General features: G+C 75.5%; 18 protein-coding genes. 12 read left to right on the top strand and 6 right to left on the bottom strand.

All coding sequences use genetic code 11. The annotated features are described in order from the left end of the window. Positions 1-21 precede the first annotated feature (21 nt). Positions 22-2,658 carry a DNA helicase PcrA gene (pcrA, locus tag ABT093_RS32890; RefSeq protein WP_350570595.1) on the top strand — a complete coding sequence of 879 codons (2,637 nt, stop codon included), beginning with the start codon at positions 22-24 and terminating at the stop codon, positions 2,656-2,658. A gap of 31 nt (positions 2,659-2,689) precedes the next feature. On the opposite strand, the gene ABT093_RS32885 is transcribed toward pcrA, so the two are convergent. Next, entirely contained in the window at positions 2,690-3,559 is an 870-nt protein-coding gene (locus ABT093_RS32885) for a M23 family metallopeptidase (protein ID WP_350570594.1), read from the bottom strand. A 312-nt stretch (positions 3,560-3,871) separates the two neighbouring features. Between ABT093_RS32885 and icmB the strand changes: the two genes are divergently transcribed. After that, positions 3,872-4,279, top strand: a complete 408-nt coding sequence (icmB, locus tag ABT093_RS32880; RefSeq protein ID WP_350570593.1) for a coenzyme B12-dependent isobutyryl CoA mutase small subunit — start codon at positions 3,872-3,874, stop codon at positions 4,277-4,279. 93 nt (positions 4,280-4,372) lie between these two features. Here the strand turns inward: icmB and ABT093_RS32875 are convergent, their stop codons facing one another. Together ABT093_RS32875 and ABT093_RS32870 are read right to left on the bottom strand one after the other, a co-directional pair. Then, positions 4,373-5,986 (bottom strand): DUF5691 domain-containing protein, encoded by a 1,614-nt coding sequence (locus tag ABT093_RS32875; protein ID WP_350570592.1) that lies wholly within the window; start codon positions 5,984-5,986, stop codon positions 4,373-4,375. A 60-nt stretch (positions 5,987-6,046) separates the two neighbouring features. Beyond that, positions 6,047-7,372 (bottom strand): SWIM zinc finger family protein, encoded by a 1,326-nt coding sequence (locus ABT093_RS32870; protein ID WP_350570591.1) that lies wholly within the window; start codon positions 7,370-7,372, stop codon positions 6,047-6,049. 200 nt (positions 7,373-7,572) lie between these two features. Between ABT093_RS32870 and ABT093_RS32865 the strand changes: the two genes are divergently transcribed. From ABT093_RS32865 to sucD, 5 genes are all read left to right on the top strand, one after another. Next, the gene (locus ABT093_RS32865; protein ID WP_350570590.1) at positions 7,573-8,667 is read left to right on the top strand and encodes an ATP-binding protein; all 1,095 of its coding nucleotides are present in this window, start codon (positions 7,573-7,575) and stop codon (positions 8,665-8,667) included. Positions 8,668-8,740: 73 nt separating this feature from the next. Continuing rightward, positions 8,741-11,092 (top strand): DUF5682 family protein, encoded by a 2,352-nt coding sequence (locus ABT093_RS32860; protein ID WP_350570588.1) that lies wholly within the window; start codon positions 8,741-8,743, stop codon positions 11,090-11,092. 68 nt (positions 11,093-11,160) lie between these two features. Beyond that, positions 11,161-12,366, top strand: a complete 1,206-nt coding sequence (locus tag ABT093_RS32855; RefSeq protein ID WP_350570587.1) for a VWA domain-containing protein — start codon at positions 11,161-11,163, stop codon at positions 12,364-12,366. Positions 12,367-12,745: 379 nt separating this feature from the next. After that, complete coding sequence (gene sucC, locus ABT093_RS32850; protein WP_350570585.1) at positions 12,746-13,918, top strand: ADP-forming succinate--CoA ligase subunit beta; 1,173 nt, start codon at positions 12,746-12,748, stop codon at positions 13,916-13,918. Positions 13,919-13,937: 19 nt separating this feature from the next. Next, a complete protein-coding gene (gene sucD, locus ABT093_RS32845; RefSeq protein ID WP_350570583.1) occupies positions 13,938-14,822 on the top strand; it encodes a succinate--CoA ligase subunit alpha in 885 nt (294 codons plus the stop codon). 80 nt (positions 14,823-14,902) lie between these two features. On the opposite strand, the gene ABT093_RS32840 is transcribed toward sucD, so the two are convergent. Then, positions 14,903-17,164, bottom strand: coding sequence for a LuxR C-terminal-related transcriptional regulator (locus tag ABT093_RS32840; RefSeq protein ID WP_350570581.1), 2,262 nt, complete (start codon positions 17,162-17,164; stop codon positions 14,903-14,905). A 135-nt stretch (positions 17,165-17,299) separates the two neighbouring features. Here ABT093_RS32840 and ABT093_RS32835 point away from each other — a divergent pair, with 135 nt between their 5' ends. Beyond that, on the top strand, positions 17,300-18,721 hold the full coding sequence (locus ABT093_RS32835; RefSeq protein WP_350570579.1) for a cell division protein PerM: 1,422 nt from the start codon (positions 17,300-17,302) through the stop codon (positions 18,719-18,721). A 130-nt stretch (positions 18,722-18,851) separates the two neighbouring features. On the opposite strand, the gene ABT093_RS32830 is transcribed toward ABT093_RS32835, so the two are convergent. Next, the gene (locus ABT093_RS32830) at positions 18,852-19,505 is read right to left on the bottom strand and encodes a hypothetical protein (protein ID WP_350570578.1); all 654 of its coding nucleotides are present in this window, start codon (positions 19,503-19,505) and stop codon (positions 18,852-18,854) included. 379 nt (positions 19,506-19,884) lie between these two features. Here ABT093_RS32830 and purN point away from each other — a divergent pair, with 379 nt between their 5' ends. Further along, positions 19,885-20,544, top strand: a complete 660-nt coding sequence (gene purN / locus ABT093_RS32825; RefSeq protein WP_350570577.1) for a phosphoribosylglycinamide formyltransferase — start codon at positions 19,885-19,887, stop codon at positions 20,542-20,544. After that, positions 20,541-22,121: a bifunctional phosphoribosylaminoimidazolecarboxamide formyltransferase/IMP cyclohydrolase gene (gene purH / locus ABT093_RS32820; RefSeq protein WP_350570575.1), complete on the top strand. Its 1,581-nt coding sequence runs from the start codon at positions 20,541-20,543 to the stop codon at positions 22,119-22,121. Before purN ends, purH begins: the two co-directional genes overlap by 4 nt. 61 nt (positions 22,122-22,182) lie before the next feature. On the opposite strand, the gene ABT093_RS32815 is transcribed toward purH, so the two are convergent. Further along, positions 22,183-22,944, bottom strand: a complete 762-nt coding sequence (locus tag ABT093_RS32815) for an RDD family protein (protein ID WP_350570573.1) — start codon at positions 22,942-22,944, stop codon at positions 22,183-22,185. 552 nt (positions 22,945-23,496) lie between these two features. On the opposite strand from ABT093_RS32815, the gene ABT093_RS32810 reads away from it, so the two are divergent. Further along, a complete protein-coding gene (locus tag ABT093_RS32810) occupies positions 23,497-24,351 on the top strand; it encodes a bifunctional methylenetetrahydrofolate dehydrogenase/methenyltetrahydrofolate cyclohydrolase (protein ID WP_350570571.1) in 855 nt (284 codons plus the stop codon). A gap of 44 nt (positions 24,352-24,395) precedes the next feature. After that, positions 24,396-24,815: a DUF3017 domain-containing protein gene (locus ABT093_RS32805; RefSeq protein ID WP_350570569.1), complete on the top strand. Its 420-nt coding sequence runs from the start codon at positions 24,396-24,398 to the stop codon at positions 24,813-24,815. The last annotated feature ends 47 nt before the right edge of the window (positions 24,816-24,862 follow it).

The raw sequence follows: 24,862 nt of genomic DNA, 5'->3' as shown, positions 1-24,862 counted from the left end.
GGCCATAGACTCGTCAGTGCCATGAGTAGCCTCTTTGACGACCTCCCGCTCCCCGGTTTCGAGGCCCCCGCCGCCGGGTCGAAGCAACCCGCGCCGCCGATCGACGAGGAGCCGCCGCCGTACGAGGACGACGTCCCGTACGACGCCTTCGAGGAGGCGATCCCGGACGGGCTGTTCCACACCGACCACGCCGCCGAGGCGGAGCGGGACGCCTGGTACCGCAACGGCGCCGCCCGGCCGGTGATCGACCCGGCCGCGCTGCTGGAGGGCATGAACGACCCGCAGCGCGAGGCCGTGCTGCACGCCGGCTCGCCGCTGCTGATCGTGGCCGGCGCCGGCTCGGGCAAGACCAGGGTGCTCACCCACCGGATCGCCCACCTGCTGGCCGCGCGCGGCGTGCAGCCGGGCGAGATCCTGGCGATCACCTTCACCAACAAGGCGGCCGGCGAGATGCGCGAGCGCGTCGAGCAGCTGGTCGGCCCGCGCGCCCGGGCGATGTGGGTCTCCACCTTCCACAGCGCCTGCGTGCGGATCCTGCGCCGCGAGTCCAAGCTGCTCGGCTTCACCTCGTCGTTCTCGATCTACGACGCCGCCGACTCGCAGCGGCTGATGGCCCTGGTCTGCCGCGACCTCGACCTGGACCCCAAGCAGTTCCCGCCGAAGTCCTTCACCGCGAAGGTCAGCAACCTCAAGAACGAGCTGATCGACGAGGAGACCTACGCCGACCAGGCCGCCAACCCGACGGAGAAGAAGCTCGCCGAGGCGTACTTCCTCTACCAGCGGCGGCTGCGCGAGGCCAACGCCCTCGACTTCGACGACATCATCATGACGACGGTGAACCTGCTCCAGGCCTTCCCCGACGTCGCGGAGCACTACCGGCGGCGGTTCCGGCACATCCTGGTCGACGAGTACCAGGACACCAACCACGCCCAGTACACGCTGGTCCGCGAGCTGAGCGGCGGCGCGGCGGCCGACGCCCCGAAGCGCACCGTCGACGGCGACTGGGTCGACCCGGCGGCCGGCCGGCTCGCCGAGGTGCCGCCCGCCGAGCTGTGCGTGGTCGGTGACGCGGACCAGTCGATCTACGCCTTCCGCGGCGCGACGATCCGCAACATCCTCCAGTTCGAGGAGGACTACCCGAACGCCACCACGATCCTGCTGGAGCAGAACTACCGCTCCACCCAGACCATCCTGAGCGCGGCCAACGCCGTCATCGAGCGCAACGCCAACCGGCGCAAGAAGAAGCTCTGGACGGCCGGCGAGGACGGCGAGAAGGTCGTCGGCTACGTCGCGGACGACGAGCACGGCGAGGCCCAGTTCATCGCCGACGAGATCGACCGGCTCACCGACGCGGGCACGGCCAAGCCCGGCGACGTCGCGATCTTCTACCGCACCAACGCGCAGTCCCGCGTCTTCGAGGAGGTGTTCATCCGGGTCGGCCTGCCGTACAAGGTGGTCGGCGGGGTGCGCTTCTACGAGCGCAAGGAGGTCAAGGACGTCCTGGCCTACCTGCGGGTGCTGTCCAACCCGGAGGACACCGTGCCGCTGCGCCGGATCCTCAACGTGCCCAAGCGCGGCATCGGCGAGCGGGCCGAGGCGATGGTCGACGCGCTGGCCGCGCGCGAGCGGATCTCCTTCGCGCAGGCGCTGCGGCGGGTCGACGAGGCGTACGGCATGGCCGCGCGCTCGGCGAACGCGGTGAAGAAGTTCAACGCGCTGATGGCCGGGCTGCGCCAGGTCGTCGAGTCCGGCGCGGGCCCCGCCGCGGTGCTGGAGGCGGTGCTGGAGGAGACCGGCTACCTCGCCGAGCTGCAGGCCTCCACCGACCCGCAGGACGAGACCCGGGTGGAGAACCTCCAGGAGCTGGCCTCGGTCGCCCTGGAGTACGAGCAGGACCCGGGCGAGCGCCCGGACGCGGGCGAGGACGGCGCGCCGCCGGTCGGCTCGCTGGCCGACTTCCTGGAGCGGGTGGCGCTGGTCGCCGACTCCGACCAGATCCCGGACGAGGACGAGGAGGGACAGGGCGTCATCACCATGATGACCCTGCACACCGCCAAGGGCCTGGAGTTCCCGGTGGTCTTCCTGACCGGCATGGAGGACGGCATCTTCCCGCACATGCGGGCGCTCAACCAGGTCAAGGAGCTGGAGGAGGAGCGGCGCCTGGCGTACGTCGGGCTGACCCGGGCGCGGCAGCGGCTCTACCTGACCAGGTCGGTGCTGCGCAGCGCCTGGGGGCAGCCGTCGTACAACCCGGCCTCGCGGTTCCTGGAGGAGATCCCGGAGACGCTGGTGGAGTGGAAGCGCACGGGGGCGGCCTCGGCGCCGGCCTCCCGGGGCTTCTCCTCGGGGTCCTCCTGGGGCGGGAGGTCCTCGGCCGGGGGCGGCTCCTCGCGCGGGTCGGCCCAGGGCTCGCGCGGGTCGGCCGCCGGGGCCTCGCCGAAGGCGGGCTGGGGGCAGTCGGCGCGGCGTTCGGGCGCGGCGGTGGAGCGGGAGGCGGTCGCGCTGGCGGTCGGCGACCGGGTCACCCACGACACCTTCGGGCTGGGCACCGTGGTGGCCACCACCGGCGTCGGCGACAAGGCACAGGCCACCGTGGACTTCGGCTCGGAGGGGCGCAAGCAACTGCTGCTGCGCTACGCGCCGGTCGAGAAGCTGTAGGGCCCCGGGCCGGTCGGCCCGCGCTGTCCGTTCAGCGCGGGTCGAGGCCCTGGGCGAGGAACCAGGGCAGCGGGTCGACGGGCGCGCCGCCGCCGGCCGGGCGGATTTCGAGGTGCAGGTGCGGGCCGGTGCTGTTGCCGCTGCTGCCGACGAAGGCGATGACGTCGCCGGCCTTCACCGTGCCCTTGCGGATCTTGTACGAGCGCAGGTGGCAGTACCAGACCTCGGTGCCGTCGGCGGTCTTGAGGATGGTCATGTAGCCGTACGACGGATTCCACTGCGTGCGGATGGTGCCGTCGGCGACGGCCATCACCTGGGTGCCGCCGTCCACCGGGAAGTCGATGCCGGTGTGCCGCTTGGCCCAGTGGGTTCCGGCGGCGCCGAAGGCCTCGCCGACGCCGTGCTGGGCGACCGGCATCGAGATCGCGGGGCGCTGGGGCGCGGGCGGCTGGTCGGTGGCGGCGGTCTGCGCGGACGGCTGCCCGTTCGGGCCGTTCCGGCCCGCCGGGTCGGCCGCGCCGTCCTGGGTGCCGGCGAGCGGCTGGCGGGCGTCGCCGCGGGAGGCGGTCTGGTCGGCCTCGCCGGCGGCCAGCGCCTGCTGGGCGGCCTGCGCGGCCCCGGTCTGCGCGGCCCCGGTCTGCGCGCCGTCCGGGGCATCGGCGGCGGTGGCCTGCTCGGGGACCCGGCCGGCGGCCTGGGCGCGCTGCTGGTCGGCCTCGCCCTGGACGGTGACGGCCGCGGCGGCGGCGACGCCGAGCGCGGCCACCGAGGGCAGGGCGACCCGCAGCAGCGCGGTGCGGGTGGCGGCCTTGGCGGCGTCACGGCGCTGCGCCCGGGACTGCTCGCGGGCGGCGAGGCGCAGTTCCGCACGGGTCGGGCGAGCGGCTGCTTCGGGAGCCATCGCGGCTGCCTCCTCGGTGGGCCTCGGGCGCGTCGGCGGGCGGGTAGCGGGGGGTAAACGACCGTGACTGTAGCCGGAAGCCCGACATCCGGACAAAAGTCCGGTTGTCAAGGGGCTGGGGGTGTGCGGTTGCGGGGTAGAAGAGAGGAGGGGCGGTGGGCGGTCCTGTGATTTTCCCCTCGTCTTGAGGGGCGGTGCGGCCAACCGCGGCGGGTGACGCTACCCTCCCCTCAGATTGGTTATTGCTCGTTAACCTCGCCCGTGCCCCACAAGGTCCGGTGGGGGATGGACGACGAGGTCCGGGAGGCAGTGATGGGTGTGTCAGGACCGATCCGCGTGGTGGTCGCCAAGCCGGGGCTGGACGGCCACGACCGCGGCGCCAAGGTCATCGCGCGCGCCCTGCGCGACGCCGGTATGGAGGTCATCTACACCGGTCTGCACCAGACGCCGGAGCAGGTCGTCGACACCGCGATCCAGGAGGACGCGGACGGCATCGGCCTGTCGATCCTGTCGGGGGCGCACATGACGCTCTGCGCGCGGGTGCTGGAGCTGCTGAAGGAGCGCGACGCCGAGGACATCAAGGTGTTCTGCGGCGGGATCATCCCGGACGAGGACATCGTCGAACTGAAGGCGATGGGTGTCGCCGACATCTTCACCCCGGGCACGCCGACCGGCGACGTGGTCGCCTGGGTCGAGGCCAATCTGCGCGCCGCCGGCTGACAGCCGCCGAGGGGCCGGTGCCGGACGACGTCGCCGTCCGGCACCGGCCCCTTCGTCTGCGGGCCTCTTGGCGGTCCTCCGCGCGTCGTCCGGTCAGGCCGCCAGTTCGGCGAGCATCGCCTCGCGGAAGCGCAGCGTCCCGGCCAGCCGGGCGAAGGTCTCGCCCCAGGCGGTGGCGGGCGCGGCCCCGGCGGCCAGTGCCTCGACCGCCTCCGCGCTCTGCGGGGAGAGCGCGCGCTCGGTCATGCCGAGCACCCCGCTGTGGCTCCACGGGTAGGCGCCGGAGGCGGCGGCCCGGGCCAGCGCCTCGACCACCGCGGTGGACAGCGGCGGCGTCCAGGGGGTGGCGCAGGCACCGAGCAGCTGGAAGGAGTCGCCGAGGCCGTGCGCCTCGATGAAGGCGGCCGTCCAGGCGGCCCGTTCGGCGGGCGGGAGCACCGCGAGCAGCTTGGCGGGGGCGCCGGTGGTGCGGGCGGGGCGCCCGGGGCCGGGGACCGGCGCGGGGCCGAGCAGGGCGCGCGCCCAGCCGGCGTCCTGCTGGCGGACGGCGGCCCGGGCCCAGGCCTCGCGCAGGTCGTCCGCCCAGGTGCTGCTGGTCTCGTCGATGGCGTCGCCGACCCGCAGGGCGAGCAGCCGCTCGGGCGTCAGGCCGGTGTGCCCGGACCAGAGGGAGAGCGGAGCGGCGGCGATCACCTCGCCGAACCACCACGCCCGTTCGCCGCGCCCGGTGGGCGACTTGGGCGGTATGCCGTCGCGCTGCATGGCCGGGTCGCAGGAGGCGGGCGGGGTGACCAGCAGGTGCGTGCCATGGCCGGAGAGGCGCACGGCGGCGCGGGCGCGCTCGGCCATCCGGGTGGCCAGCGCGGAGCCGGGCAGGGTGGAGAGCAGTTCGGCGGCGGTGGCCCGGACGTTCTTGCTGCGGTCGCCGAGCGCGGCCTCCAGGAAGTCCTCGTCGGCGAGCGAGAGGCCCTCCTGGAGGGCGTCCAGGAACAGCAGCCGGTCCTCGGCGCGCTCGGTCGGCCAGGTGCCGCGCAGCAGCGCGAGGCCGGCCGCCGGGTCGCGGCGGCGGAGCAGGGTGAGGTGGGTGACCCGCTCGGCGAACAGGCCCTCGTGCCACAGGTGGTCGCCCTCGGCGGGCGCGGCGTCCTGCGTGCCCGCGGCGTCCGGGGCGGGCACGGGCTCCTGCGCGGGCACGGGCTCCTGGGCGGCGCGCTGCACGAAGCGCCAGTCGGCGTTGCGCTCGGCGAGCCAGCGGCCGAGCGGACCGGCCAGCGCCACCGCGTCGGGCCGCAGTTCGCTGCGGGCGCGGGCGGCGTCCAGCAGGGCCGGGACACTGGCGGCGGGCACCCGGTAGCCGCGCTCGCGGGCGGTCGCGAGCCACTGCGGGAGCAGCTCGCCGACGTTGGCGAGCACGCCGTTGCCGCCGCGGGTGGAGAGCAGCAGCGAGAGCCGGCGCGCGGCGGCGGGCGGCAGTTCGGGGCGCGGGTCCTCGGCGGCCGGCCGGTCGGCCGGGGCGGCGGCCGGGGCGGGCAGCGCGCCGGCCCGGCGGCGGACCGTCTCCAGGGCGGCGAGTTCGAGCAGCGCGGCGGCCGGGTCGGCACGGTCGACGGCGCCGTCGTACGGCGCGGCCGGGCCGGGCGCGGGGAGCGGGCGGCGGTCGGTGCCCAGCAGGGCGGTGGTCTGCAGGGACTCCCAGGGGTCGGGCACGGGGCCTCCTCCTCCGGTGGAACGGGTGTGGGGTGGACGTCGGGCGGGGACGGGGCCGGCTCAGGCCGTGGTGAGGCCGATCGGGCGGCCGTCCCGCCCCCAGGCGGTGACCGGCGCGAAGCCGCGGTGGCCGTACTCGCCGAAGACGGTGAGCGGGCGGCCGGTGGAGACGGCGGCGAGCCGCCAGAGCGCGGCCTCCGGGACGGCGGCGCGGTGCAGCGGCACGGTGTGCCGGCCGTCGGTGAGGTGCCAGCCCTCCTCGGAGAGCACCGGGACGACCTCGGTGAGCACCGTCGGCCAGGCGTCCAGCCACGGGTCGTCGGCCACCGCGGTGCCGTAGCCGGCCACCGCCTCGGCGACGGACAGGCCGGGCGGCGGGCCGTCGGGCACCGGCGCGGGGGCGCCGTGGCGGGTGCCGAGGACGGCCCGCAGCGGGCGGGCGCCGGGGTGGAAGGCCAGCTCGGCCTCAACCACCTGGCCGGTGGGCAGGGCGAGTTCGGGGGCCTGCCCGGGGCGGCCGAAGGCGATCAGCAGGGCCGGGCGGCCGGTCTTGGCGCCGCGCAGCCAGAGCCGGCGGGTGGTCAGCCTCTCGTCCGTGCCCCCTTCCATGGGAGACGTGCGGCTGCCGAGGACCTGCCAGCGGTCCCGGACGGTCGGGCCGGCCAGCAGCTCGGCGGTCTCGGTGGTGTAGCCGACCCGGGCGCGGACCGTCGCGGCGAGCGGCGCGGGCAGCTCGTCGAGGCGGGTCGCGGCGGTGGCGAGCAGATGGAGCATCGCGTACTCCGCCAGCAGCCCCTGCTGCGGCACCGCGTCGAGTTCGCGGACCCGGGTGGCCAGCCCGGGTGCCTGGGCGTCGACCATGCGGGCCGCGACCTCCTCCCACGGGCCGGCGGTGGACTGGTCGGCGAGGCCGTGCCGGACCCGGTCGGCGAGCCGCAGCCGCAGCTCGGCGGCGCCCGCCGCGACCCGGGCCGAGCGCTTCTCGGCCCGGCGGCGGGCGGCGGCCGGGTCGGCCGGGGCCTCGGCCCGCACGGCCCGCTGCTCGGCGCGGTCCTGGCGGCCCTTCAGCCACGCGGCGGCCCAGTCGGTGGGCTCGGCGCCGTCGGGCACGGAGCCGGGCGAGCCGCTCCAGAGCAGCAGCAGCCCCAGGGCGTGCTTGCAGGGGAACTTCCGGCTCGGACAGGTGCACTGGTAGGCGGGCGTGGCGAGCTCGACGACCGTGCGGTACGGCGTGCTGCCGCTGCCCTTGCACTCGCCCCAGACCGCGTCGCCGTCGGTGCCCGCGGCGGACCAGGGCGCGGGCGCGGACAGCTTGGCGGCGGCCTTCTTCGAGGCGGCGTCGGGCGCCAGGGACAGGACGTGTTCGGTGCTCCAGCGTTCCTCCATGGCCACGACGGTAGGCGGCGGCACTGACAGTCGGTCCGGCCGTCGCGCCGCCGCCGGGGAGACCGAACTGAGGTCCGGTCAGGATTGTCAGTGGTCCGGTGCATGGTGGTTTCCACAGGCCGGGACGCCGGCCTGGCTCCCCCCGATCACCCCGTCGCCCGGGCATCCGTGTGCCCGGCGGCCGACCCGAAGGAGCCCCGATGACCGACGTCGTGACCGATGTCCTGCGGCAGCACGCCGAGGACGCGTTCGCCGCCGAGCTGACCGCGCTGGCCGCCCAGGACGACCGTCCGCGCCCGGAGCGCTGGAAGCTCTCCCCGTGGGCCGTCGCCACCTACCTGCTCGGCGGCGAGCTGCCCGACGGCACCGTGATCACCCCCAAGTACATCGGCCCGCGCCGGGTGGTGGAGGTCGCCGTCACCACCCTCGCCACCGACCGGGCGCTGCTGCTGCTCGGCGTGCCGGGCACCGCCAAGACCTGGGTGTCCGAGCACCTCGCCGCGGCGATCAGCGGCGACTCCACGCTGCTGGTGCAGGGCACCGCCGGCACCCCCGAGGAGGCCGTGCGCTACGGCTGGAACTACGCGCAGCTGCTCACCAACGGGCCGAGCCGGGAGGCGCTCGTCCCCTCCCCGCTGATGCGGGCGATGGCGGACGGCCGGATCGCCCGGGTCGAGGAGCTGACCCGCATCCCGGCGGACGTCCAGGACAGTCTGATCACCATCCTGTCCGAGAAGACCCTCCCGATCCCGGAGCTGGGCACCGAGACCCAGGCCGTGCGCGGCTTCAACGTGATCGCGACCGCCAACGACCGCGACCGGGGCGTCAACGAGCTGTCCAGCGCCCTGCGCCGCCGGTTCAACACCGTGGTGCTGCCGCTGCCCGGCTCGCTGGAGGAGGAGGTCGAGATCGTCAGCCGCCGGGTCGAACAGCTCGGCCGCTCCCTCCAGCTGCCCGAACTGCCCGGCGGTGCCGAGGAGATCAGGCGCGTGGTGACCGTCTTCCGGGAGCTGCGGGCCGGCATCACCACCGACGGCCGGACCAAGGTGAAGACCCCCAGCGGCACCCTCTCCACCGCCGAGGCCATCTCGGTGGTCACCAACGGCATGGCGCTCGCCGCCCACTTCGGCGACGGCGTGCTGCGGGCCGGCGACGTCGCGGCCGGCGTGATCGGCGCGGTGGTCCGCGACCCGGCCGCCGACCAGCAGGTCTGGCGCGAGTACGTCGAGGGCGTGGTCCGCGAGCGCGACGGCTGGAAGGACTTCTACCGCGCCGCCCGTGAGAACGCCCGCTGAACGGCACCGCCGTGCACCGCACGACCGTGCACCGCACGACCGCAAGCTCGGAAGACCCGGGAGGGAGAGCGCGATGAGCGCAGAGGTGACGCTGCTCGGCGTCCGGCACCACGGGCCCGGCTCGGCCCGCTCGGTGGCCGCCGCGCTGGAGCGGCTGCGACCGGACGCGGTCCTGGTGGAGGGGCCGCCGGAGGCCGACCCGATCCTCGGGCTGGCCGCGGAGAAGGACATGGTGCCGCCGGTGGCCCTGCTGGCCCACGCGGCCGACGACCCGGCCCGCGCCGCGTTCTGGCCGTACGCCGAGTTCTCGCCGGAGTGGGTGGCGATCCGCTACGCCACCGACCTCGGCGTCCCGCTCCGCTTCATCGACCTGCCGGCCGGCTTCACCTTCGCGGACGCCGCGCAGGCGGACGGTGACGGCGGCGCCGACGGGGAGGACGGCGCCGACGGGGTGGACGGCGACCTGGCGCGCGACCCGATCGCCCGGCTCGCCGAGGCCGCCGGCCACGACGACCCGGAACGCTGGTGGGAGGACGTGGTCGAGCACCGCCGCCCCGGCGGCGACGAGGACCCGCTCGCGCCCTTCGCGGCCGTCGCCGAGGCGATGACGGCGCTGCGCGAGGACGGCGGCGCGAGCCGGCGCGACGAGCAGCGCGAGGCGTACATGCGCCAGCAGATCCGCGCCGCCCGCCGGGCCGGCCACCAGCGGATCGCCGTGGTCTGCGGGGCCTTCCACGTCCCCGCGCTGGCCGCCATGCCGACCGTCGCGCACGACCGCGCACTGCTCGCCGAGCTGCCGAAGAAGGTGCGCACCGAGATCACCTGGGTGCCCTGGACGCACCGCCGGCTCTCCCAACTCACCGGCTACGGCGCGGGGATCGTCTCCCCGGGCTGGTACCACCACCTGCACCGCACGGACGGCGACCCGCTGCCCGGCTGGCTCACCCGGGTCGCCGGCCTGCTGCGCGCCGAGGACCACCCGGTCTCCTCCGCGCACGTCATCGAGGCCGTCCGGCTGGCCCGCACCCTCGCCGTGCTGCGCGGCCGACCGCTGGCCGGCCTCACCGAGACGCTGGACGCCGTCCGCGCGGTGATGTGCGACGGCTCGGACGTCGCCCTCGCGCTCGTCCGGGACCGGCTGGTGATCGGCGACGCGCTCGGTCAGGTGCCCGACGCCGCGCCCGCCGTCCCGCTCCAGCGCGACCTCGCCAGGCTCCAGCGGACCCTGCGGCTCAAGCCCGAACCCACCGCGCGCGACCTCGACCTCGACCTGCGCAAGGAGACCGACGCGGCCCGCTCCCGGCTGCTGCACCGGCTGCGCCTGCTCGGCGTCGACTGGGGCGCGCCGACCCGCTCCGCGGTCGCCTCCACCGGCACCTTCCGGGAGAGCTGGCGGCTTTGCTGGCAGCCCGAGTTCGCCGTCCGGATCGCCGAGGCCGCCCAGTGGGGCACCACGGTCGAGCGGGCCGCCGTCGGCAAGGCGGTCGGTACCGCCCGGGCCGCCGTCGAACTCGCCGAGCTCACCGGGCTGGTGGAGAGCTGCCTGGTGGCCGGGCTGGCCGAGGCGCTGCCCGCCGTGATGCGGGTGCTCGCCGACTGCGCCGCCCTGGACACCGACGTCGCCCACCTGGCCGGCGCGCTGCCCGCCCTGGTGCGCGCGCTGCGCTACGGCGACGTCCGGGGGACCGACCACGGCGCCCTCGGCGAGGTCGCCGGCGGCCTCGCCGACCGGATCTGCGTCGGCCTGCCGCCCGCCTGCACCGGCCTGGACGCCGCCGGGGCGGCCGCGATGCGCGGCCACCTCGACGAGGTGCACGGCGCGATCGGCCTGCTGGACGGGCCGGACGGCCCCGCCGCCGGACTCGCCGACCGCTGGGCCGCCACCCTGCGGGCGCTCGCCCGGCGCGAGCCCTCCGGCGGACCGGCCACCGGGGTGCCCGGCCTGCTGCGCGGGCGCGCCGTCCGGCTGCTGCTGGACGACGGCCGGCTCGACTCCGCGGAGGCCGGACGGCGGCTCGGCCTGGTGCTGTCCGCCGCCAACAGCCCGGCGGACGCGGCCGGTTGGATCGAGGGCTTCCTGACCGGCGGCGGCGCGCTGCTGCTGCACGACCCCCGGCTGCTCGGCCTGCTCGACGGCTGGCTGACGGGTGTTCCGGCGGAGGTCTTCACGGACGTGCTGCCGCTGCTGCGGCGGACCTTCGCCACCCTGGAGGCCGGGGTCCGGCACACCGTCGGCAGCCGGGTGGCGGCCGGCCCGCTCGGCCCCGGCAGTGCCGAACCGGCCGGGGAGGGCGTCGAGTTGGACCGGGTGCGGGCCGACGCCGCACTGCCCGTGGTCGCCCTGCTGCTCGGGCTGCCGGGCGGGACGGCGGAGCCGGGCGGGCACCTGCGGATCCCCCGGCAGGCCGAGGGCCGCGACACCTGACGGAGGCGGCCGTCCCGTTCCGGCCGCCTCTCCCTTCCGACCACAGACCACACGCAGAGGAGCCCCCGATGGCAGTCACCACCCCCGGCGCCGCGTCCGCCACCGACCCCGGCACCTCCGCCGACGAGCGGCTGCGCCGCTGGCGGCTGGTCCTCGGCGGCGAGGCGGACGGCACCGGCCGCACCCTGGGGGGCCGGGACGCCGCGATGGACGGCGCGCTCGCCGCGCTCTACCGCGGCGCCGGCGAGGACGGCCGGGCCGGGCAGCCGCGCTCCGGCCGCCGCGGCGCCGGCCTCGGCGGCTCGGCCCCGCAGGTGGCCCGCTGGCTGGGCGACATCCGCGAGTACTTCCCCTCCACCGTCGTCCAGCTGATGCAGCAGGACGCGATCAGCCGGCTCGGGCTGGAGCAGCTGCTGCTGGAGCCCGAGATGCTGGAGGCCGTCGAGCCGGACGTCCACCTGGTCGGCACGCTGCTCTCGCTCAAGCACGCGCTCCCCGAGACCACCCGGGAGACCGCCCGTGCGGTCGTCGGCCGGGTGGTCGCCGACCTGGAGCGCCGGCTCGCCGACCGCACCCGGGCCACCCTGGGCGGCGCGCTGGACCGCAGCGCCCGGGTCAACCGCCCGCGCCACCGCGACATCGACTGGGACCGCACCATCCGGGCCAACCTGAAGAACTACCTGCCCGAGCACGGCACGGTCGTCCCCGAGCGGCTGGTCGGCTACGCCCGCGCCCAGCGCGCGGTGAAGAAGGACGTCATCCTCTGCATCGACCAGTCCGGTTCGATGGCGCCGTCCGTGGTGCACTCGGCGGTGTTCGGCGCCGTGCTCGCCTCGATGAAGAGCCTGGACACCCGGCTGGTGGTCTTCGACACCTCCGTGGTCGACCTCACCGAGCAGCTCACCGACCCGGTCGACGTGCTGTTCGCGACCCAGCTCGGCGGCGGCACCGACATCAACCGGGCGCTCGCCTACTGCCAGTCCCGGATCACCCGGCCGGCCGAGACGATCGTCGTGCTGATCAGCGACCTCTACGAGGGCGGCATCCGCGACGAGATGCTCAAGCGGGTGGCCGCGATGAAGGCGGCCGGCGTCCAGTTCATCGCCCTGCTGGCGCTCTCCGACGAGGGCGCGCCCGCCTACGACCACGCGCACGCCGCCGCGCTGGCCGCGCTCGGCGCCCCGGCCTTCGCCTGCACCCCCGACGTCTTCCCGGAGATCATGGCGGCGGCGATCGAGAAGCGCCCGATCCCCGTCCCGGACCAGGGGGTGTGAGACGGAGCACGGGGCCGGGACTGTGAACGGAGCTGTCGGCCCGGCCGTCAACGCGACGGAGCCAGCCTCACCCGGACGGCGGAACCCGGGGCGCGGCCGGGCGGGGACGCCCGTCCGGGCGCCCGGCGTACGCCCCCTAAACTGTCCTGTGACGGTTCTCACCAAAGACGGGCAGGCCTCGGGCGAAACACGCCCGTCGTACGGGGATAACCTGCCAGACGGACGTGACGCGCGTGTTGATTGACGTGTGCGCCCGTGGCTGTGTGGGCCGCAAGGCCGTACTTCTGCGTACCCGCACCGCCCCGACGACCCGCAGCGAAGATCCTGCCGTGGCACGCTCGTAGAGACACAATCCGCGACCACGAACAAGGACAAACACGTGGACCTGTTCGAGTACCAGGCGAGGGACCTCTTCGCCAAGCACGGCGTGCCCGTGCTTGACGGCGATGTCATCGAGACCGCCGCAGACGCTGCCGCCATCGCGGAGCGCTTCGGCGGCCGCGCCGTCGTCAAGGCTCAGGTGAAGGTGGGTGGCCGAGGCAAGGCCGGCGGCGTGAAGCTCGCCGCCGACCCGGCGGACGCCGTCGCCAAGGCCGAGCAGATCCTCGGCATGGACATCAAGGGCCACACCGTGCACAAGGTGATGCTGGCCCAGACCGCGGACATCCAGGAGGAGTACTACGTCTCCTACCTGCTCGACCGCGCCAACCGCACCTTCCTGGCCATGGCCAGCGTCGAGGGCGGCATGGACATCGAGGAGGTCGCGGCCACCAAGCCCGAGGCCCTCGCGAAGATCGCGGTCGACGCGAACGAGGGCGTGACCGAGGCCAAGGCCCGCGAGATCGTCGAGGCCGCGAAGTTCCCGGCCGAGGTCGCCGACCAGATCGCCGATGTCCTGCAGACCCTGTGGACCGTCTTCATCAAGGAGGACGCCCTCCTGGTCGAGGTCAACCCGCTGATCAAGTCCGGCGACGGCAAGATCATCGCGCTCGACGGCAAGGTCTCCCTGGACGAGAACGCCGACTTCCGCCAGCCGGAGCACGAGGCGCTCGAGGACAAGGCCGCCGCCAACCCGCTGGAGGCCGCCGCCAAGGCCAAGGGCCTCAACTACGTCAAGCTCGACGGCGAGGTCGGCATCATCGGCAACGGCGCGGGTCTCGTCATGAGCACCCTCGACGTGGTCGCGTACGCCGGTGAGAAGCACGGCAACGTCAAGCCCGCCAACTTCCTCGACATCGGTGGCGGCGCCTCCGCCGAGGTCATGGCGAACGGCCTGGAGATCATCCTCGGCGACACCGACGTCAAGTCGGTCTTCGTCAACGTCTTCGGCGGCATCACCGCGTGCGACGCGGTCGCCAACGGCATCGTGCAGGCCCTCGCCCTGCTCGAGGAGAAGGGCGAGGCGGTCACCAAGCCGCTGGTCGTCCGCCTCGACGGCAACAACGCCGAGCTGGGTCGTCAGATCCTGACCGACGCCAACCACCCGCTCGTCGAGCAGGTGGACACCATGGACGGTGCGGCCGACCGCGCCGCCGAGCTGGCCAACAAGTAAGGAAGGGGACTTTCACACCATGGCTATCTTCCTTACCAAGGACAGCAAGGTCATCGTTCAGGGCATGACCGGCTCCGAGGGCATGAAGCACACCCGCCGCATGCTCGCCTCCGGCACCCAGATCGTCGGCGGTGTCAACCCGCGCAAGGCCGGCACCACCGTGGACGTCGACGGCACCGAGGTGCCCGTCTTCGGCACCGTGGCCGAGGCCATCGAGAAGACCGGTGCCGACGTCACCGTCATCTTCGTGCCGCCGGCGCACACCAAGAGCGCCGTCGTCGAGGCCATCGACGCCGAGATCGGCCTGGCCGTCGTCATCACCGAGGGCGTCCCGGTGCACGACACCGCCGCCTTCTGGGCCCACGCCGGCTCGAAGGGCAACAAGACCCGGATCATCGGCCCGAACTGCCCCGGCCTGATCAGCCCCGGACAGTCGAACGCCGGCATCATCCCGGCCGACATCACCAAGGCCGGCAAGATCGGCCTGGTCTCGAAGTCCGGCACCCTGACCTACCAGCTCATGTACGAGCTGCGGGACATCGGCTTCACCTCGGCCGTGGGCATCGGCGGTGACCCGGTCATCGGCACCACCCACATCGACGCCCTCAAGGCGTTCCAGGAGGACCCGGAGACCGAGCTCATCGTCATGATCGGTGAGATCGGTGGCGACGCCGAGGAGCGCGCCGCGGCCTTCATCAAGGAGAACGTGACCAAGCCGGTCGTCGGCTACGTCGCGGGCTTCACCGCCCCCGAGGGCAAGACCATGGGCCACGCCGGCGCCATCGTCTCCGGCTCCTCGGGCACCGCGCAGGCGAAGAAGGAGGCCCTTGAGGCCGCCGGCGTCAAGGTCGGCAAGACGCCGTCCGAGACCGCTCGCCTGGCCCGTGAGCTGATCAAGGGCTGACGCCCTCCCCGCTCGCACACCACGGCGCCCCGCCCGGGAATCCGGGCGGGGCGCAGTGCTGTCCGGTCGCGCGGCGGCTTTCAGCCGGTGGCCGGGCAGGGGTGCAGGGACCAGGGCGGCGCGCAGCCCTGCGGTTCGGCGGCCACGATCCGTGGCGGGGGGAGCGCCTCGGCGGCCCGCCCGCCCGTCGGCGGCCGGTACGGCCCGTCGCGGGGCGGCGGCGGATCCAGCACGACCGGCTCCAGCCCCGGCGTCGGCGAGCACCAGAGGCTGCGGATCCCCGACGGCGGACCGTCCGCCAGCAGCGGCAGCGGCGCGTCCGGATCGGTCGCCGAGGTGGGGAACGGCGCGCAGAGCGAGGGCGGCGGCGGACCGGGCGGCCGGAACAGCTCACCCGGCCCCCCGCCCGCCAGCGTCGCCACCACCGCGCCGCCGACCGCGGCCGTCAGCAGCGCCGCCGCCCCCGTCCGGCCCGCGTTCGCCAGCCCGTGCCGGGCCCGCAGCAGCGGCACCGGCGCCCGGTGCGGCTGCGGCGCCCCGCGCACCGCCGCCCGGTGCATCAGCGCGCAGAGCCGGTCGGCGAACCCGTCCGCCGCCGGATCCGGCCCGACCAGCTCGGGCACCCACCGCACCAGCGCCGCCCGCGCCGCCCACACCCGCCCCTCGGCGGCCGTCACCGTCGACTCCACCTCCACCGCCACGGCGGCGGCCGGCATCCCCAGGCCGTCGTGCAGCACCAGCGCCCGCCGCCGCGGCCGGGACAGCCGGCGGAGCGCCTTGAGCAGCGCGCGGTCGTGGTCGGTGAGGCGGTCGTGGTCCGGCAGCACCGCCTGGGCCTCGTCCGCCGGGCGCACCTTGATCCGGCGGTGCGGCAGCCGCCAGACGTGCGTGCGCCGCGGCCCGCCCCGGTGCCACGGCGACAGCGCCAGCTCGAACGCCCGCGCCCGCACCCACGCCTCCGGATCGCCGCCCGCGACCGCCGCCGCCCACCGCCGCCGCGCCTCGCCGAACGCCCGGCCCACACAGTGCACGGCCCGGTGCCTGCACGCGGTGAGCAGGAACACCTGCTGCACCAGCCGGGTGTGCGCCGCCTCGTACACCTCCTCGAACCCCGTCCCCGGCCCGTCGCCGCGCCCGGCCGCCGCCCGGTCGCCGCCGGTCCCGCCGGCCGGCCCCGGCGCGTCCGGTCGTCCGGCGGTCGCGGCGGCCGGCTTCGCGGCCGCGCGAGTGCGTCCGGCCGTCGCCGACCCGGGTGCGGTCTTGCGGTCCCGTCCCGGCGGCGTCGGCCCGCCGGTGGCCGCCGTGGCCGACTCCTTCGCCGTCGCCCGGCGGTCGTCGCGTTCTGCCGATCCGCGACCGGCGTCGGCCGCGCGCTCGGCGGCCTCGCCGCCGTCTCGCCCCGCAGTCGACGGCTGCCCTGTCATCGCCTGCCCGGCGGACACGGTCCGCGGCTTGCCCCCGCCCCCGGCCGTCCGACGCGCGGTCGGGTCCTTGCCAATCAGGCCGGGGGCGCGGACGCCCCGCGGTCGGTTGGTGCCGGCGGCGTCCGCCTCCGGACGGTGGGTGTCCTCCTGCCGTGTCGGCGAGGCCATGGCGACCGGGCCCGTGCCGGGCGGGGCCGCCGCCCCGGCGCGGCCCGTTCGCGCGTCGGCCGAGGCCGGGCCGCCCGGCGTGGCGGCTGCGGTGTCCCGGCCCGGTGTGTGCGTCGGGGCGGGTGCGCCGGGCGTGTCGCGGAGGGCCCGTTCGCCGTCGGCCGGGGTGCCCGGTTCCGTCCTGCCGTCGACCCCGGTCGTTGCCGGGGTGTCGGTTCTCGCGCGGGCGGCGGGGTCGCCCGGTGCGGCGGCTGCCGCAGCGCCCCGCTCGGGGGATGGCCGTTCGCCGTCGGCCGGGGGCCTTGGCTCCGCCCGGTCGCCGGTCCTCGCGGCGCCGCGTCGCGGTTTTGCGTCGGCGGAGTTCGGGCGGGCCTCGTCGGTGGCGTCCGGGGTGGACAGCAGGGCGGCGAGGGCGGTGATCTCGTCCTGGGTGCGGGTACCGAGCTTGCGCAGGGCCCGGTGCTGGTAGCTGCGGGCGGTCGTGGTGGTGACACCGAGGGCGGCGGCGGTCTCCGCGAGGTCCCGGCCGGCCGCCAGGTGGGCGAAGGCCTGGGCCTCACGTGCCGTCAGCCGGCGCAGCAGGCCGGCGGCCGCGTCCTGCCCGGGCGGTGCCTGGCCCTTCCCGGCGGGGGCGGCGGTGCCCCGGCCGTGTCCGGACCCGGCCTTGGCGGGGCGCCCCTTCCCGCTGCGGCTCTGCGTCGCGGGCGCGGGCTGGTTGCCGGGGTGTTCGACGGTCGGGGGCTTGGTCATCAGACGCTCCTGGCCGGGTCGGTCGCGGCGGCGAAAGGGCATGGTCTGAAAATGCGCATAAACCCATAATCTGGGACACCCCGGCGGTTTGCCTCTTCATGGAGCATGGCGAGTCGCCTTGGCACGATGTGGGCCATGACGCAGCTGACGGGTCGTCCGATTCTGGAAGCGCCGGGCGAACTGGGTGCCAGGCCCGGGCTGTCCGCCCTGCTCGCCGGGGTCCGGACGGCCCTGCTGGGGCTCTGCGCCGTCACCGTCCCGGTGCTCGGGCTCTGGGTGGTGACGCCGTACGCGGACGGGGGCGCGTCCGGGGCGCTGCGGCTGGTGGCGGCGCTGTGGCTGCTCGGGCACGGCGCGCCGGTGCTGCGCGGGGCGGCCGAGGCGCCGTTGACGGTCACCCCGCTGCTGCTCGGTCTCCTGGCGGTGGGCCAGTTGGCCCGGACGGCGGGCCGGGTGACGGCGCGGAGCGCGGGACGGCCGGGGCGCGGCGGGGCTCCGGCGGTCTGGGCGGGGTACTGCGCGGTGGCGTGCGGGGTGGTGGTGCAGTGCGCGGGGCCGGGGGACTTCCGGGCCCGGGTGCTGCCGGACCTGGTCGCGGTCGCGCTGGTGGCGGGGCTGGCGGTGGCGGCCGGGGCACGGGGGTGCGGCGCGGCCGGAGCGGTGACGGGCCTGCTGGAGCGCGGGCTGGCGCGGCTGCCGGGGCCGTTGCGGCCGGTGGGCGGCGCGCCGGTGGTCCGGGCGGCGGTGCTGGCGGCCGGGAGCGGGCTCCTGGCGGCCGGCGGGCTGGTGGTGGCGGGGGCGGCGGTGCTGGCCACGGTGGGATCGAGCGGCGCGCCGGAGGTGTTCACGGGCGGGCCCGCGGCGGTGGTGGGGGTGCTGCTGGTGAGCCTGGCACTGCTGCCGAACGCGGTGCTCTGGGGTGCGGCGTACGCGCTCGGCCCGGGGTTCGCGGCGGGGGAGGGGACGGTGGTGTCGCCGGCGCGGACGGTGCTGGGGCCGGTGCCGGACTTCCCGCTGTTCGCCCTCCTCCCGGAGCCGGGTGCGGGCGGCTGGCGGCTGGTGGTGTGCGTGCTGCCGGCGCTGGCGGGCGTGGTGCCGGGGCTGCTGCTGGGCCGGGCGGCCGCCTTCGGCGGCGGGCGGGCCGCCGGCCGGGCCGGCCCGCGCGCCCCGTGGCCGCTGCCGGCCACCGCCGCGGCGGCGCTGGCGGCGGCACTGCTGGCCGGGGTCGCGGCAGCGGGGCTCGGCGGCCTCTCCGGCGGGGCGGTGGCGGCGGGCCGGATGGCCTGGCTGGGGCCGGTGCCGTGGTGGACGGGCCTGGCCGCGACCGCCTGGGTGGCGGCCGTCGCGACCCCGACCGCCCTGCTGACCCGCTTCCGCCTGCTCCGCCCGGCCGCCGGCCGCGGGCCCCTCGCCCCCAGGGCGCTCGCTCTGCCCGCGCGCCGGGGCGCACTCCTGCTGCGCGCCCGCGCGCACGCGGCCGTCACCCGCCTGTCGGGAACCCCGGCCGGAACGCCCGACGGCGCGGCCGGCGCGGACGGTGCAGGCCCGGCCCGCTGACCGGATCAGGGCCGGATCAGGGCCGGACCAGGGCCGGACCAGGGCCGGACCAGGGCCGGACCAGGGCCGGACGAGGGGCGGGCCGGGCACGCCCCGGCACGCCCGGCGCCGGGTCTGCTCGCCCCGGCGCCTACTCGCTCGGCTTGGTGATGTCCACGTACCACTGCGGCGCGAGGCGCTCGCAGCCGTCGGCGCCGCTGGAGGTGAGGGAGTCCCGGACACAGGTGATGTAGTCGTTGTAGTACAGCGCCAGGCCGAGGACGGAGGAGACGAAGACCACCGTCATGGCGCCGGTGAGGATGCCGGCCAGGGCGGCCGGGGTGAGCGGGTTCGGTGCGGTGGGGCCGCCGGGCGCAGCGGCGGCCGGGGCGGCCGTGGCGTCGGCGGTGGCCGGCTTGGGGGCGCGCATGGCGGAGACGCCCCAGGCGATGGCGAGCGCGCCGAGGAACAGGGCGACGTAGTGCAGCGTCGCGAAGGCGCAGACCAGCGCGCCCATGCCGGCCAGCGCGGCGTTGCGGGCCTTGCGCTGGGCGGGGTCGGTCGGGTCGAGCCGGGGCGGCTGCGGCGCGGACGGGCGGGGGTGCCAGCCGCCGCCCTGGTAGCCGGGGCTCCAGGGGTGCGGCGGCGGGACGAGCGGGCGCTCGTCCGGGTCGCCGTCCTGGCCCTCGGGGCCCTCGGAGCCGTCGGAGGGGCGGGGAGCGCGCGGTCGCCACGGCTGGTCGGGGGCATCCGCCGGCGGCGGCGCGAAGGGGTTGCGCTCGCCGGTGTCGTCACCGCTGCTCATGGTTCAGCCATTCCTTCTCGGTCGGTGGGGCGGGTGCCCGCGCCACCCTATGATCCCGCAGGCCCTTGTGGGGGCTCCGGGCGCGTCCGGGGTGGGCCGGTCGTCGGCGGCCCGCCGGGTCCGGTGGGACCGGCGGGACGCCCGGGGACGGCCCGGCGAGATCCCCGTCTCAGCTACGCGCGTAGCCCTCGACGGTGTTTCGGAGGCCGTCCGACCAGCCGTTATGGTGGTGACGGTCAGCAGCTCCCACGGGTTCCCCGGGTGCCCGCGTCGCGGCGGGTTGGCCAGGAGTTCCCCCTCGCTCGACCTGCCGTTCGTAGTGGCCCCACCGCCGGTGGACGTACCAGCGCACGGCGCCCGACCTACGGAGAATCGCGCAGTGGCCGCCGCCCCCGCCCAGCTCTTCCCGCCCCGCACGCCCGGACCGGCCCGCCTGGTGGTGCTGGTCTCCGGCTCCGGCACCAATCTCCAGTCGCTGATCGACGCCGCCGCCGACCCCGCGTACGGCGCGGAGATCCTCGCCGTCGGCGCGGACCGCGACGGCATCGCCGGCCTGGAGCGCGCCGAGCGCGCCGGCCTGCCGGTCTTCGTGCACCGGGTGAAGGACCACCCGGACCGCGCGGACTGGGACCGCGCGCTGACCGCCTCCGTGGCCGGGTACGAGCCGGACCTGGTCGTCACGGCCGGCTTCATGAAGATCCTCGGCCCCGAGTTCATCGCGGCCTTCGCCGGACGGATCGTCAACACCCACCCCGCGCTGCTGCCCTCCTTCCCCGGCGCCCACGGCGTCACCGACGCGCTGGCGTACGGGGTGAGGGTCACCGGCTGCACCGTCCACCTCGTCGACGCCGGCGTCGACACCGGGCCGATCATCGCGCAGGGCGTCGTCGAGGTCCTCGACGCCGACCACGCCGATGGCGGCGAGGCGCTGCACGAGCGCATCAAGACAGTCGAGCGCAAGCTGCTCGTCGACGTCGTGGGCCGGCTGGCCCGCGAGGGTCACCGCATCGAGGACCGAAAGGTATGGATTCCGGCATGAGCGCCGCCCCCACCACCACTCCCGTCTCCGAGAACGTCCGGCCGATCCGGCGCGCCCTGATCAGCGTGTACGACAAGACCGGTCTGGAGGAGCTGGCCCAGGGCCTGCACGCCGCCGGGGTCGCCATCGTCTCCACCGGGTCCACCGCCGGCCGGATCGCCGCCGCGGGCGTCCCGGTGACCGAGGTCTCCGAGCTGACCGGCTTCCCCGAGTGCCTGGACGGGCGCGTGAAGACGCTGCACCCCCGCGTGCACGCCGGCGTGCTCGCCGACCTGCGCCTGGAGTCGCACCGCGCGCAGCTGGCCGAGCTGGGCGTCGAGCCCTTCGACCTGGTCGTGGTGAACCTCTACCCGTTCAAGGCCACCGTCGCCTCCGGCGCCACCCCGGACGAGTGCGTCGAGCAGATCGACATCGGCGGCCCGAGCATGGTCCGCGCCGCCGCCAAGAACCACCCCTCGGTGGCCGTCGTGGTCGACCCGGCCCGCTACCAGGACGTGCTCGCCGCCGTCGGGCAGGGCGGCTTCGACCTGCTGACCCGCAAGCGGCTGGCCGCCCAGGCCTTCGCGCACACCGCCGCCTACGACGTCGCGGTGGCCAACTGGTTCGGCGAGTCCGGGTACACCGGGACCGAGGAGGCCTTCCCGGCCTTCCTGGGCTCCGCCTACGAGCGCCAGAACGTGCTGCGCTACGGCGAGAACCCGCACCAGGGCGCCGCGCTCTACACCGACGGCAGCGGCGGCCTGGCCGGTGCGCGGCAGCTGCACGGCAAGGAGATGTCGTACAACAACTACGTCGACACCGACGCCGCCCGCCGCGCCGCCTACGACCACGCCGAGCCGGCCGTCGCGATCATCAAGCACGCCAACCCGTGCGGCATCGCGACCGGCGCCGACGTCGCCGAGGCGCACCGCAAGGCGCACGAGTGCGACCCGGTCTCGGCGTACGGCGGCGTGATCGCCGTCAACCGCCCGGTCACCGTGGAGCTGGCCGAGCAGATCGCCCCGATCTTCACCGAGGTCGTGGTGGCCCCCGGTTACGAGGACGGCGCCGTCGAGGTGCTGGCCCGCAAGAAGAACCTGCGGGTGCTGCTGGCCCCCGGGGCCCCGGCCAACCGCCAGGAGGTGCGCCCGGTCTCCGGCGGCGTGCTGCTCCAGGACGCCGACCGGGTGCACGCCGAGGGCGACGACCCGGCGACCTGGACGCTGGCCACCGGCGAGGCGCTGCCCGAGGCCGAGCTGGCCGAGCTGGCCTTCGCCTGGCGGGCCTGCCGGGCCGTCAAGTCCAACGCGATCCTGCTGGCCAAGGACGGCGCCTCGGTGGGCGTCGGCATGGGCCAGGTCAACCGGGTCGACTCCTGCAAGCTCGCGGTCGAGCGGGCCGGTGAGCGGGCCAAGGGCGCGTACGCGGCCTCCGACGCCTTCTTCCCGTTCGCGGACGGCCCGGCGATCCTGATCGCCGCCGGTGTGCGGGCGATCGTCCAGCCGGGCGGCTCGATCCGCGACGAAGAGGTGATCGCGGCCGCCGCCGAGGCCGGGGTGACCATGTACCTCACCGGCACCCGGCACTTCTTCCACTGATCCGACGACAGAGCGGCCCGGTCCCCTCCACCGAGGGGGCCGGGCCGCTCCGCCGTGCGCGCTACTTCTTGATCACCAGGGTGCCGGCGGCACGGTCGTGCCAGCCCTGCAGCTTCCCGGAGTTGTCGAAGAACGGCGACAGGTAGACCAGCAGCGTGCCGATGTAGCAGAGGAACGCGCCCACGACCGGGATGATGAAGCGGATGAAGCCGCCGCCCAGGCCCGGGGTCCGGCCGGTGTTCTCCTTGACCACGCGCAGGCCCAGGGCCAGCTTGCCCAGGGTCGCGCCGGCGAAGGAGACCATCAGCCACTCGTAGAGCAGGTTGAACACCGACAGCACGCAGATCATGATCATCATGGTGGCGAAGAGGCCGGCCGCGGCGTCGTTCTGCTGCTGGATGCAGTCGTTGTAGCTGATGGTCCCGTAGTTGTACTGGCTGCAGTCGTCGGCGTCCTTGACGATGCCGAGCGCACTGGCCAGACCGAGGGCCATGACCAGGGTGAGGACCGCGGTGATCGCCAGGGCGTCGATCAGGCGCGCCAGGAAGCGCTGGCCCATGGTCGCGATCTTCACGGTGCCGAGCTGGGCGATGTTGATGTAGCCGTTGTTCGCCTGGATGGTGCCCGGCATCGGCTGGTACCCGTACGCCTGCGGCGGCTGCTGCTGGGGGTAGCCGTACCCGGCCGCCTGCGGCTGCTGCGGCGGCTGCTGGGGGTAGCCGTAGCCGGCGGCCGGCGGGGCCTGCTGCGGGTAGCCGTACCCGGGCTGCGGCGGCTGCTGGGGCTGGTTGTACGGGTTGTTCGGGTCGGGCGGGTAGCTCATCGATGACTCCGTGCGGATGGGAACACGTGGGGACGGGACAGCGGAGGGCCCGGAACAGGCCGGCGGGTCGGGCGGCCGGTCGGACGGGACGTCAGCGGAGCGCACTGGCGCCGGGCGCGGACGCGGACCGGGGGCGGACTACCGCTCAGGGCCGTGGGAAAGGTGAGGACGGGAGTCGGGACGGCCTGCCGGTGCGGGGCGTGCCGCGGCGGCGGCGATCGGTCGTCGGCGCGGTGCGGTCTGGTCGGCTCACTTCGTTCTTCCCCCGGGTACGCCCCCGCCGGTCTTCCGTCGGCCCGTCACCGGGCCGGATGCGGCGGGGAATGCCCTCGTATCGTCGACCGCCCGGCGGGGCCCTGTCCAGCCGGGCCCGCGCGTCGGACCGGACTGTGGCGCAAACGCAATACGACCCGGACGTTCCGTATCCGCCCGTCCACCCCCCGTACGTCCCACCAGGGGCCCCGCGCCGCTCCCGTCCCCTCCCGCCACCGGCCCCTTCCCGGCCCGGGACCGGTGGCACGCGAGCCGGTCCGGATCCGGGAGAATGGGGTCATGACTGCCCAGATTCTCGATGGCAAGGCCACCGCGGCCGCGATCAAGTCCGAACTCGCCGCCCGAGTGGCGGCCCTCCAGGCGAAGGGCGTCGTGCCCGGCCTCGGCACCGTCCTGGTCGGCGACGACCCGGGCAGCCGCTGGTACGTCAACGGCAAGCACCGGGACTGCGCCGAGATCGGCATCGCCTCGATCCAGCGCGAGCTGCCCGCCACCGCCACCCAGGAGGACGTCGAGAACGTCGTCCGCGAGCTCAACGCCGACCCCGCCTGCACCGGCTACATCGTCCAGCTGCCGCTGCCCAAGGGCCTCGACCAGAACCCGGTCCTGGAGCTGATGGACCCGGACAAGGACGCGGACGGCCTGCACCCGACCTCGCTCGGCCGCCTCGCGCTGGGCATCGAGGGCCCGCTGCCCTGCACCCCGCTCGGCATCGTCGAACTGCTGCGCCGCCACGGCGTGGCGATCGACGGCGCCGAGGTGGTCGTGGTCGGCCGCGGCGTCACCGTCGGCCGCTCGATCGGCCTGCTGCTCACCCGCCGCAGCGAGAACGCCACCGTCACCCTCTGCCACACCGGCACCCGCGACCTCGCCCACCACCTGCGCCAGGCCGACATCATCGTGGCCGCCGCCGGCGTGCCGCACCTGGTCAAGCCGGAGGACGTCAAGCCCGGCGCGGCCGTGCTGGACGTCGGCGTCAGCCGCAGCGAGGGCAAGATCGTCGGCGACGTCCACCCGGGCGTGGCCGAGGTGGCCGGCTGGATCTCCCCGAACCCGGGCGGCGTCGGCCCGATGACCCGCGCCATGCTGCTCAACAACATCGTGGTGGCGGCCGAGCGCCGCGCCGGCCTCTGACCCACCCCCGATCGACGAACGACGATCCCGAAGGACGGGAAGCCATGACCGAACCGCGGCGGACCCGGCGCAGGCCGGTCAAGACCACCGGCACGCTGCCCCCCGAGGGCTCGGCGGCCGCGCTCGGGCGCGACCACGCGCTGCCGGTCCGGCAGTGGCCGATAACCGTGGTCCTGCTGGTGGTCGGCGCCGGTCTCGCGGTCACCTGGTTCGCCGACTTCCAGGACGGCTTCAAGTACGGGCTGCTGGTGATCGGCGGCGGGGTGCTGCTCGGCGCGCTGCTGCGGCTGGTGCTGCCGGAGGTCGGCATGCTGGCGGTCCGCAGCCGGTTCACCGACGTGATCGTGCTGACCTTCCTGGGCGTCTCGATCGTGCTGCTGACCCTGATGGCCCAGCCCAACCCGTGGCTGGAACTCCCGCTGCTGGACAACATCGGCCAGCTGATCGGCCGCCCGCGCCGGTAGCCGGCCGGACGATGACGGCCCCCGCCCGGGACCCGGGCGGGGGCCGT

It is taken from the genome of Kitasatospora sp. NPDC002551, assembly GCF_040296005.1.
Taxonomy (GTDB): domain Bacteria; phylum Actinomycetota; class Actinomycetes; order Streptomycetales; family Streptomycetaceae; genus Kitasatospora.
The sequence above is the reverse complement of the archived record's forward strand: the minus strand, read 5'-3'. Positions and strand labels throughout refer to the sequence as shown.

Excerpts from the sequence above, each read along its gene's own strand:
- pcrA (WP_350570595.1), top strand. The coding sequence starts at position 22 with ATGAGTAGCCTCTTTGACGACCTCCCGCTCCCCGGTTTCGAGGCCCCC.
- ABT093_RS32885 (WP_350570594.1), bottom strand. The coding sequence starts at position 3,559 with ATGGCTCCCGAAGCAGCCGCTCGCCCGACCCGTGCGGAACTGCGCCTC.
- icmB (WP_350570593.1), top strand. The coding sequence starts at position 3,872 with ATGGGTGTGTCAGGACCGATCCGCGTGGTGGTCGCCAAGCCGGGGCTG.
- ABT093_RS32870 (WP_350570591.1), bottom strand. The coding sequence starts at position 7,372 with ATGGAGGAACGCTGGAGCACCGAACACGTCCTGTCCCTGGCGCCCGAC.
- ABT093_RS32865 (WP_350570590.1), top strand. The coding sequence starts at position 7,573 with ATGACCGACGTCGTGACCGATGTCCTGCGGCAGCACGCCGAGGACGCG.
- ABT093_RS32860 (WP_350570588.1), top strand. The coding sequence starts at position 8,741 with ATGAGCGCAGAGGTGACGCTGCTCGGCGTCCGGCACCACGGGCCCGGC.
- ABT093_RS32855 (WP_350570587.1), top strand. The coding sequence starts at position 11,161 with ATGGCAGTCACCACCCCCGGCGCCGCGTCCGCCACCGACCCCGGCACC.
- sucD (WP_350570583.1), top strand. The coding sequence starts at position 13,938 with ATGGCTATCTTCCTTACCAAGGACAGCAAGGTCATCGTTCAGGGCATG.
- ABT093_RS32840 (WP_350570581.1), bottom strand. The coding sequence starts at position 17,164 with ATGACCAAGCCCCCGACCGTCGAACACCCCGGCAACCAGCCCGCGCCC.
- ABT093_RS32835 (WP_350570579.1), top strand. The coding sequence starts at position 17,300 with ATGACGCAGCTGACGGGTCGTCCGATTCTGGAAGCGCCGGGCGAACTG.
- ABT093_RS32830 (WP_350570578.1), bottom strand. The coding sequence starts at position 19,505 with ATGAGCAGCGGTGACGACACCGGCGAGCGCAACCCCTTCGCGCCGCCG.
- purH (WP_350570575.1), top strand. The coding sequence starts at position 20,541 with ATGAGCGCCGCCCCCACCACCACTCCCGTCTCCGAGAACGTCCGGCCG.
- ABT093_RS32815 (WP_350570573.1), bottom strand. The coding sequence starts at position 22,944 with ATGAGCTACCCGCCCGACCCGAACAACCCGTACAACCAGCCCCAGCAG.
- ABT093_RS32810 (WP_350570571.1), top strand. The coding sequence starts at position 23,497 with ATGACTGCCCAGATTCTCGATGGCAAGGCCACCGCGGCCGCGATCAAG.
- ABT093_RS32805 (WP_350570569.1), top strand. The coding sequence starts at position 24,396 with ATGACCGAACCGCGGCGGACCCGGCGCAGGCCGGTCAAGACCACCGGC.